Genomic DNA, 9,928 nt, shown 5'->3' on the forward strand with positions numbered 1-9,928 from the left:
TTGCCGTGCGGCTACTTGTCGAGCTTGGCGAAGCCGGGTTCGAGGTTGTCCAGTGCCCACGGGATGCCCAGCACGGAGGGGCTCCTGAGCTGGCTGACCGTCTCCACGTCCGTGACGAGGTAGTCGCCCTTCTTCACCGCGGACATGTTCTTCACCAGCGCGCTGGACTCGAACGCCTTCTGCAAATCCTTCGTGGTGAAGGCGATGATCACCAGGTCCGCGTCGAGCTTGTCGAGCTGCTCGAAGGACAGCTCACCCGTCGGACTGCCGCTGACCGTCTTGATGTTCTTGACCGACGGCGTGAGCCCCAGCCCCAGCTCGCCCATCAGTTTGGCGGCGAAGTCGCTCTCGGAGGCGATGGTGAAGATCTTGGCCGGGGTGTTGCCGATGGACAGGCTGTAGGTCTTGCCCGCCATCTTCGGATGGTTCGCCCTCACCTTGTCGATGTCGGCCTCGGTGTCCTTGATGACCTGCTCGGCCTGCCGCTCCTTGCCGACGGCCTTGCCGACCACCTGCACATGCTGCTGCCAGGTCTGCTGTCCCCAGGCCGTGGCGAAGCCGATGGTCGGGGCCACCGCGGACAGCTTCTTGTAGTCCTTGTCGAGCGTGAAGTCCGAGGTGGCGAGGATCAGATCGGGCTGCAGCGCGGCCACCTGCTCGTAGTCGACGCCGTTGACGGTGTCGAGGAGCTTGGTCTTCTTGGTGTCGATCCTGTCCTTGAGCCACGGGTAGACGCCGTCGGAGGCGAAGGAGTCCTTGGAGACGGCGACCGGCGTGACGCCGAGGGCGTAGAGCGCGTCGACGTCGTCGGTGCCGCCGTTGCCGATGACGACGACCCGCTTGGGCGCCGCGGAGATCTTCGTGTCGCCGAACTTGTGCTTGATGGTGACCGGGAACGCGGAGGAGCTCTCCGCCTTCGCCGCGTCCGTGGCGGAGTCGCCGTCGTCGTCCTTGACCGAGCCGCAGGCGGCCAGCCCGGCGATCAGGGTGAGGCTGAGGAGTGTGGTGCGCAGCGTTCTCGACATGGGTGGTCCGGTCCTCCTTCTTGATGGGCCGTCAGTGAGCGGTCGGTACGGGGCGGTCGGGGAGGTTCAGGGGCGGGAGGTGAGATAGCCGCCCATTGTGCGGAAGTAGTCCTTGGCGGCCAGCTCCGTGCCGTCCTCGGTGCGCACACGCCGCACCAGGAGTCCGTGGCCGCGCCCGGTGTGGGCGTCGGGTCCCGCGACGATCACCACGCCGTCGCCCTCGGGGATGAAGATCCGGCCCGGTGTGCCGCCGTAGAAGCCCTCCGAGACGGCGGCCGAGACGATCCTGACCCGTTCGCCGCGGTGGAAGGCGTACGCGTTCGGATACGGGTCGGACTGGGCCCGCACGAGCCGCTCGAGGCGCTCGGCCGGCCAGGTCCAGTCGATCCGGCTGTCCTCAAGGGAGCGCTTGTGGAAGAAGCTTGCCCGCCTGCGGTCCTGGGGCTGCCACTGTCCGGCGTCCCGGCCGGAGGCGATCAGGTCGAGCGACTCGCGCACGATGGGGGCGATCAGGTCGACCGTGCGGTGGAAGAGGTCGGTCGCCGTGTCCTTGGGGCCGACCACCACCGAGCGCTGCATCAGGATGTCGCCGGCGTCGAGTTCGCCGTTCATGCGGTGCGCGGTGACGCCGACCCGCTCCTCCCCGTTGATCAGGGCCCAGATGATGGGCGAGAAGCCGGCGTAGGCCGGCAGCAGCGAGTCATGCACGTTGAGGGTGCCGTGCGGGGGCAGGTCGTAGATCTCCGGGGGCAGCCAGGTGCGCCAGTTGTTGGCCACGAGGATGTCCGGCCGGGCGTCGCGCAGTGCGGCCTGCAGTTCGGGGTCGTCGGGGCGGTTGCGCAGGAGGACGGGGACGTCGTGCTTCTCGGCGAGTTCGGCGACGTCGTCGCCCCAGATCTTCTCGTAGGCATGGTCGCTCTTGGGGTGGGTGACCACGAGGACCACCTCGTGGTCGGAGTCCAGCAAGGCCTGGAGAGTGCGGTGGCCCCAGGTCTGGTAGCCGAACATGGCGACGCGCATGCGGTTCTCCCGTCCAACGACTCCATTGCAAGGTTAGGCTAACCTTATCTAACATGTGGCTGCCTGAGGGAGGCGATGCCACGGTGAAGTCACCGCTCAACGGAACTGACACCACCTACGACGTCCTCGGAATCGGTTTCGGACCGTCAAATCTCGCGCTGGCCATAGCGATTGAGGAACACAACGCAGAACTTCCAGCGGGGGAGCGGATCGACGCGCTCTTCCTGGAACGCCAGCCACGCTTCGGCTGGCACCGGGGCATGCTGATCGACGACGCGACCATGCAGGTGTCCTTCCTCAAGGACCTGGTCACCCTGCGCAATCCGTCCAGCGACTTCAGCTTCCTGTGCTTCCTGCGGGAACGCGGCCGGCTGATCGACTTCCTGAACCAGAAGACGCTGTTCCCGCTGCGGGTCGAGTTCCACGAGTACTTCGAGTGGGCGGCGGCACGGGTCGCCCATCTGGTGGCGTACGACCACGTCGTCGTCTCCGTCGACCCGGTGCGCGACGAGTCGGGCACGGTCGCTCACTTCGAGGTGGTGTGCCGGGACCCCGAACGGCCCGGCCGCACGGTGACCTACCGGGCCCGGGACATCAGCGTGGCGGTCGGCCTGGAGCCCCATGTGCCGCCCGGCGTCGAGCTGTCCGAACGCGTCTGGCACAACAGCCAGTTGCTGCCCAGGGTGACCGAACTCGCCGCGCAGGGAACACCGGTGCGCCGGGCCGTCGTCCTGGGCGCCGGGCAGAGCGCGGCCGAGACCGTCGACTATCTGCACCGTTCCTTCCCCGAGGCCGAGGTGTGCGCCGTCTTCGCCAAGTACGGCTACACACCGGCCGACGACAGCCCGTTCGCCAACCGGATCTTCGACCCTCAGGCGGTGGACACGTACTTCGTCGCCCCCTCCGAGGTGAAGCAGTCCCTGTTCGACTACCACCGCTCCACCAACTACTCGGTGGTGGACATGGAGTTGATCGAGGCCCTGTACGCCACCGCCTACCAGGAGAAGGTCGCCGGCCGGGAGCGGCTGCGCTTCCTGAACGTCTCCCGCATCCGCGACGTCGTGACCCGCGACGACGGCTCCCTCGACGTGACGGTGGAGTTCCTGCCCACGGGCGAGCAGCAGGTGCTGCGGGCCGACGTACTGGTGCACGCCACCGGCTACCGCCCCCGCGACCTGACCACCCTGCTCGGCGAGGCCGCCAAGGTGTGTCTGCGCGACGACGGCGACGCCCTGCGGGTCAGCCGCGACCACCGGGTGGAGACGGCCCCCGACGTCACGGCCGGCATCTACCTCCAGGGCAGCACCGAGCACACCCACGGCCTCACCTCGACGCTCCTGTCGACCACGGCGATCCGCGCCGGGGAGATCCACCGGTCGCTGGTGGCACGGAGGGTGGCGTCCGTCTGAACGGGCGGGAGGGTGCCGTCCGTCTGAACGGGCGAGCGCGACGGCCGTGCACGCGCGAAGGTGTTGGCCGTGCGGGGCGGACAGGGTGAACTCGCCCGCCCCGCACGGCCGTTCAGACCGCCTCGGCCGTCGAGTGGTCCGCGCCGAAGGCGGTCATCACCCGGTCCGTTGCCGTCACCGATCCGCAGGTGTCCGCGACCCACTCCAGGGCGAACTCGTGTCCGCCGGGGGACAGGTCGGCCACCGCGTCGGCGACCACGAAGGCCTCGATGTCCTGGGCCCAGGCGTCACCGGCGGTCATCAGGACGCCCGCGCGGGCGTACAGGCCGAGGATGACCACCTGGTCGCGCTCCAGTTCCCTGAGCCGTCCGTCCAGCCGGGTGCGGGCGAACGCGCTGTACTTGCGGGCGGTCAGGACGGTGTCACCGGCCCGCGGCTCCACTTGCGCCGCGAACGACTCGGCCTCCGCACCGGCCCACGGACCGTCGGGCCGCGCGTACGGCATCGGGCCCCCGCTGTCGGCCCTGCGCTCCCCGGCCGGTACCGAGTGGATGACGGGCACGCCCACGCGACGGGCCCCGGCGACCAACCGCCGTGCGTTCGCGAGGAGTTCGGTGACCGGGGCCGCCTGCTGTTCCACGGCACGCACGAAGCGGTTCTGCAGATTGAGGACGAGGAGGGCGGCCCGGGCCGGGTCGAGGGACCAGCCCGTCCGGTCGCTGGGCAGCATCGCGGGGGTCGGCATGACGTACGGGAACATCGGAGGCGTCATCTCGGTGTGCCCTTCGGACGGTTGCGGACGGGTCGGCCGGCTGCGCGGTGCGGGGATCGGGCGGACGGCCCGCACGCTCGCGGCCGGGCGGGCCGGTGCGTGCGGACCCCGCTCGACGACCACATGACCCGTGTCCGTCACATGGCCGTGCGCCCCGGTGCGGTGAAAGCCGTCGGCGGTGAAGAAGCAGGTGTCGTGCTCGGGAGAGCGCCAGTAGCCGCGGACCGTGGCGGGACCGCGGGTGAGCACATGGCCGCTGACGCCCACCGGGACCTCGCGGCCCTCCTCGTCGACGACGCGCAGCTCGTCGTCCGCCGAGGCCGGCCTGCCCTGGGTGGTCATGCGCGCCTCGAAGCCGTCGTCCGGGCGGGTCCAGGAGACCAGGCCCTCGACCGTGCCGAAGACCTGCGTGAGCGTGCAGCCGAGCGCGGGTCGCACCCGCCGCGCCACCCGCTCGTGGAAGGCGCCGCCCCCCACCACCAGCGTCCGCAGACTGCTCAGGTCGTACGCCGTGATGGCCGCGGCCTGCGTCCACCGCACGGCGAGCTCCGGCGGCAGCGACGTATGGGTCACCCGCTCCGCGGCGACCACGCCGAAGGCGACGTCCGGGTCGGAGCAGTGACGCAGCACCAGTCGGCCCCCGGCGCACAGCACCGCCAGCCACTCCAGCAACCCCCGTGCTCCGACGGTCACTTCGGGCTCCACGACGAGATGCACCGTCTCCTCGTCGGCGCCGAGGGCCGCGGTCCGGTCCCGTACCGATCGCAACAGGCCGGGGTGGTCGAGCGGCACCAGCCGGGGGACACCGACCCCGTCGCCGGCGAGCTGCAGCAGGGCGAGACCGTCGGGACCCGAGGGCTCGCCCTCCGCGGTGAATCCGCGCACGGCGCGCGTCACCGACTCGCGTACGCCCGGCGGTACGACGACGGGTACGGCGCCGAGCCGGACCAGCGCGAAGACCTGCGCGAACAGGTCCGGGGAACCGGCGAGCCGGACCACCACCCGGTCACCGCGCCCGACTCCCCGCTCCGACAGCCGTGCCGCGCAGCGCCGTACGCGCTCGTCGAGTTCACCGAACGTCCAGGCCCGCCGAGCGCCCGCCGGATCGACGAGCGCCACTCGCGAGGGATGCCTCTCCACTCGTTCGCGCAGCAGGTCGTCGAGCGTGTGCCGGGATGCGTCGCTTCCCACGGAACGGTCTCCTCGCAGTCACGGAGCCCGGCGCACAAGGGGGCTGCGGCTGCGCGGAGCGGCGGCGAGTGGCACGACTCGGCCCCGGCGCGGCCTCCCGGTCGGGCGTGCTGCTTAGGTTAGCCTCACCTAAGCGCGCTTGTCGCGTCAGAACGAGCCATGGGTCCAGCGCCCGCCCAGCAGGGTGGCGTGCACCGGCATCTCCCGCAGGGTGCGCGCGTCGGCCTCCAGCGGATCCACGTCCACGACCACGAGGTCCGCCGCGTCGCCGACCCGGATCCGCGAACGCCCCCGCGCCGAGGCGGCGAGCGCGTCCCGCACCGGTATCCGCTGCTCCGGATGCCAGGCGGGCCGCTCGTCGTCCGTCCGGAGCACGGCCGCCGCGATGCCCGGCCACGGGTCGAGCGGCGAGACGGGGGCGTCGGAGCCGAACTCCAGCCGCGCACCGGCCGCCAGCAGATCGCCGTAGGCGAAGGCGCGCCCGGTCCGCCCGGCCCAGTGCCGGTCCGCCACATCGCGGTCGTCGGTGGCGTGCGCGGGCTGCACCCCCGCCGTGACCCCGAGCGCGGCGAACCGCGGCACGTCGGCCTCGGTCAGCAGCTGGGCGTGCTCGATACGGCCGCGGCAGCCGACGGCCTCGAACGCGTCCAGGGCCAGCGTGTTGGCCCGGTCGCCGATCGCGTGCACCGCGGGCTCGACACCGTGCGCCGCCGCCCGCCGCATCAGCCGTACCAGTTCGTCGTACGGCGTCTCCTGGATGCCGTACGCCTCCGGCGAGTCCTCCAGGCCGGGGTACGGGTCGCAGCACAGCGCCGTCCGGGTGTTGAGGGAGCCGTCCGTGAACAGCTTGAGCGGGCCGACCCGGACCAGGCCCCCGGTCCCGGGCAGCACGTCGCCCGTCCTGAGCCCGCGCTCTATCGCCGCCTCCAGGTGCCGCGGGTAGAGGGCGGCCTGCACACGTACGGCGGGCGGCGAACCGGCCGCCCGGCGGCTCCAGTCGGCGAGGTTGTCGGAGAAGTGGAAGTCGATGACGCCCGTGACGCCGCGCGCGGCGGCCTCACGGCAGGCCTGGGCGGCCCATGCGTCGAGGGTTTCGTCGGGCACCTCCGGCAGCGCCTGGATCGCCTCGAAGCACTCGTGCTCGCGCAGCAGGCCCGTCGCGTGGTCGCCCCGGCCCACCAGCGCCAGACACGCGGAGTTCAGCCATGCCGTGTGCAGATCGGCGCTGATCAGTGCGACCGGCCGGTCCGGGCACACCGCGTCGAGCAGCGCCTTGTGCGGGACGTCGGGCCACAGCCCGTCCCGGAACCCCTGTCCCATCAGCACCTCACCGGCGGACGGCCCGGCCGCGTGCCGGCGCACCGCCTCGGCCACCTCCCGCGCCGAGGCCAGGCCGGACAGATCAGCGCGGAGCCTGTTGCCGGCCCACTGCCCGAGATGTACGTGCGCGTCCCACAAACCCGGCAGCACAGTGCGCCCGTCCAGGTCGATGACCGGCCCCTCGGTACCGTCCGCCTCCGCCCCGACCGCGACGACCTCGCCCCCGGCGACACGGACACTGCCCAGCGGCCCGCCCGGACCCAGCCGCACCCGCGACAGCGTCAACGACGAGGGCAGCTCGCCGAGTTGGGACGCGGAGCGAGTCGAGGGGAGGGTCGCGGGGAGAGTCTCGGAGAGAGGGGGTACACGGTCGAGGCTCGTCATGAGGGCTCCAGTCGAGAGGTCACGTACGGACGGGCGGGACGGCCGAGGACCGTCCCGCCCACTCGGTGATCTGCTCCAGAGGCTACGCGGCGACCGCCACGCGCCGGGCGGTGGCGCCGCGGTAGGTGGAAATGCCCACGGCCAGCAGCCAGTAGCTGAGGATCGCGCCCATCATGGCCGTCGTGCCCCAGCCGTTCGCCGCGTAGAAGTGCGCGGGCGTGTTGCCGAAGAACAGGGACGGCACGAACACCAGGTTGAGCGCCGCGAGACCGTAGGCCGAGCGGCCGACCCAGCGCGACAGCAGGTGCGTGCGGGTGACGACGACGCCCACGGCGGTGAGGAAGAGGGCCAGCATCAGACGGGAGATCGACCCGTAGAGGATGTAGGTGCCGTCGACCGTGATCGTCGGGTCGATCCGGTGGTCGGTGGCGATGACCGCGCCCGCCTCAAGACCGGAGGAGACGAGGGTGATCGTGGCGTAGACGAGCCCGGTGGCGAAGGCGATCGAGCCCGCCCACTCGTAGTCCGGGCGTGTGAGCCTGATCAGTTCACGCAGGGCCGTCACGAACACGACCAGGAAGGCTAGGCCGAGGATGCCGAGCAGCAGCCGGGTCAGGACGTTGGCGTCCGTCGGCGGGCCCGAGTAGACGAAGTACAACGGCACTTCGACGATCAGCGCGGCGGCGGTGGCGATGGCCGCGGCACCCGTCAGGCGCCTGGCGAAGGTCTCGTTCATCGGTGTTCCCCCGAGTCCATGAGGTGGATTCCGTGTCGGTCCGTTCGCCGACGTCATGAATCCTTCCGGCCGCGGAGCTCGCCGTCCCTGGCCCTGGGCACCGGATCCCGGGTGTCCTCAGCACCACCCCCCGACCGATCCCACACCCGCCACCGACAGCCTCAGCCCAGCGCCTTGTCCAGGTTGAAGGCGGCGCTGATGAGGGCGAGGTGGGTGAACGCCTGCGGGAAGTTGCCCTGTTGCTCACCGGTGTGGCTGATCTCCTCGGCGTACAGGCCGAGATGGTTGGCGTAGGTGAGCATCTTCTCGAAGGCGAGCCGTGCCTCGTCGATGCGCCCGGCGTGCACCATGGCCTCGACGTACCAGAACGAGCAGATGGAGAAGGTGCCTTCGTCGCCGCGCAGTCCGTCGGGGCTGGAGAGCGGGTCGTAGCGGTAGACCAGGGAGTCCGACACCAGGTCGTTGGTCAGGGCGTCGAGGGTGGACAGCCACTTGGGGTCGGTGGGCGCGATGAACTTCGTCAGCGGCATCATCAGGACCGCCGCGTCCAGCACGTCGCCGTCCTCGTGTTGGACGAACGCCTGCCGGGTCTCCGACCAGCCCCGCTGCATGATGCGCCGGTAGATCATGTCGCGGGTCTCGCGCCAGCGGGGCAGATCGGCGGGCAGTCCGCGCCGGTTGGCGATGCGGATGGCCCGCTCGATCGCCACCCAGCACATCAGCCGCGAGTACAGGAAGTTCTTGCGCCCGCCCCGGGTCTCCCAGATGCCCTCGTCGGGCTGGTCCCAGTGCCGGCACACCCACTCCACCAGGCCGCACACGTTGTCCCACTGGGCGCTGGAGATCGGCTTGGCCCACTTGTCGTAGAGGTAGATCGAGTCGATGAGGGCGCCGTATATGTCGAGTTGCAGCTGGTCGGCGGCGGCGTTGCCGATCCGGACCGGCGCGGAGCCCTGATGCCCCTCCAGATGGCCGAGTTCACTCTCGGTGAGGTCGGTGCGGCCGTCGATGCCGTACATGATCTGCAGCGGCGCGGACTGCCCGTCGTCGCATGTACTGACGTACCGCGTCAGGAAGTTCATGAACGCCTCGGCCTCCTCGGTGAAGCCGAGCCGCAGCAGTGCGTACACGCAGAACGCGGCGTCGCGCACCCACACATAGCGGTAGTCCCAGTTGCGTTCGCCGCCCAGCTCCTCCGGCAGGCTGGTGGTCGGCGCGGCCACGATCGCACCGGTGGGCGCGTACGTGAGCAGCTTCAGGGTAAGGGCCGAGCGATGCACCATCTCCCGCCAGCGGCCACGGTACTTGGAGGCGGACAGCCAGCGCCGCCAGTACGCCACCGTGGTGCCGAACTGCTCCTCGGCCTCGGCCTTGGCGCACCGGCGCGGCTGTACGTCGCCGCCGACCTGGTCCAGCGCGAACACCGCCGTGTCGCCCTGGGAGAGCTTGAAGTCGGCCCGTGCGTCCAGTCCTTCGGCCTCCAGCGGCACGGTCGCGGTCAGTGCGAGCGACAGCCCGTCGGCCTCGAAGACCGCGGCCTCGCCGACCATCCGCACGGTGTGCTCGCGCATGCCGTAGTCGAACCGCGGGGCGATCCGCGCGCGGAACGGGATGGAGCCGCGCACGCACACCACCCGCCGGATCAGCCGGTGCCGCTCCGCCTCCACGTCGCCGCCGTTGACCGGCATGAAGTCCTGCACCTCGCCGACGCCGTCCTCGGTGAAGAAGCGGGTGATCAGGACGTTGGTGTCGGGGAAGTAGAACTGCTTGGTCTTCGCCTGCACGGACGCCGCCAGCCGGAAGGCCCCGCCGCGCTCGGCGTCCAGGATCGCCGCGAAGATGCTCGGGGCGTCGAAGGCCGGGCAGCAGTACCAGTCGATGGTGCCGTCGGTACCCACGAGCGCCACGCTGCGCAGATCCCCGATCAGCCCGTGCTCGGCGATCGGCAGATAACCGGGCCCGTCCTCGGAAACACCCTCGTCGACCACTCGCACGCCCATCACAACCTCCCGGCCCCGACCCACTTCCCGCGTCCCGCGTGCCGCGTGCCGCGTTCCTTAGCCTAGGCCGA

General features: G+C 70.8%; 7 protein-coding genes. 1 reads left to right on the forward strand and 6 read right to left on the reverse strand.

The genetic code is table 11. The features are described 5' to 3' along the window. Positions 1 to 11: 11 nt before the first annotated feature. Both MQN93_RS24685 and MQN93_RS24690 read right to left on the reverse strand, forming a co-directional pair. Positions 12 to 1,025 carry an iron-siderophore ABC transporter substrate-binding protein gene (locus MQN93_RS24685; RefSeq protein ID WP_242711307.1) on the reverse strand — a complete coding sequence of 338 codons (1,014 nt, stop codon included), beginning with the start codon at positions 1,023 to 1,025 and terminating at the stop codon, positions 12 to 14. Positions 1,026 to 1,091: 66 nt separating this feature from the next. Continuing rightward, a complete protein-coding gene (locus MQN93_RS24690; RefSeq protein WP_242711308.1) occupies positions 1,092 to 2,045 on the reverse strand; it encodes a methionyl-tRNA formyltransferase in 954 nt (317 codons plus the stop codon). Between the two features lie 53 nt (positions 2,046 to 2,098). On the opposite strand from MQN93_RS24690, the gene MQN93_RS24695 reads away from it, so the two are divergent. Continuing rightward, entirely contained in the window at positions 2,099 to 3,454 is a 1,356-nt protein-coding gene (locus tag MQN93_RS24695) for a lysine N(6)-hydroxylase/L-ornithine N(5)-oxygenase family protein (protein WP_278191101.1), read from the forward strand. Between the two features lie 112 nt (positions 3,455 to 3,566). On the opposite strand, the gene MQN93_RS24700 is transcribed toward MQN93_RS24695, so the two are convergent. From MQN93_RS24700 to MQN93_RS24715, 4 genes are all read right to left on the reverse strand, one after another. Continuing rightward, positions 3,567 to 5,417 carry an isochorismatase family protein gene (locus MQN93_RS24700; protein ID WP_242711310.1) on the reverse strand — a complete coding sequence of 617 codons (1,851 nt, stop codon included), beginning with the start codon at positions 5,415 to 5,417 and terminating at the stop codon, positions 3,567 to 3,569. A gap of 147 nt (positions 5,418 to 5,564) precedes the next feature. Further along, complete coding sequence (locus MQN93_RS24705) at positions 5,565 to 7,121, reverse strand: amidohydrolase (protein WP_242711311.1); 1,557 nt, start codon at positions 7,119 to 7,121, stop codon at positions 5,565 to 5,567. 82 nt (positions 7,122 to 7,203) lie between these two features. Continuing rightward, positions 7,204 to 7,857: a hypothetical protein gene (locus MQN93_RS24710; protein ID WP_242711312.1), complete on the reverse strand. Its 654-nt coding sequence runs from the start codon at positions 7,855 to 7,857 to the stop codon at positions 7,204 to 7,206. Between the two features lie 161 nt (positions 7,858 to 8,018). After that, entirely contained in the window at positions 8,019 to 9,857 is a 1,839-nt protein-coding gene (locus tag MQN93_RS24715; RefSeq protein ID WP_242711313.1) for a glycoside hydrolase family 15 protein, read from the reverse strand. Positions 9,858 to 9,928: the final 71 nt, after the last annotated feature.

It is taken from the genome of Streptomyces spinosisporus (assembly GCF_022698145.1).
GTDB lineage: Bacteria > Actinomycetota > Actinomycetes > Streptomycetales > Streptomycetaceae > Streptomyces > Streptomyces spinosisporus.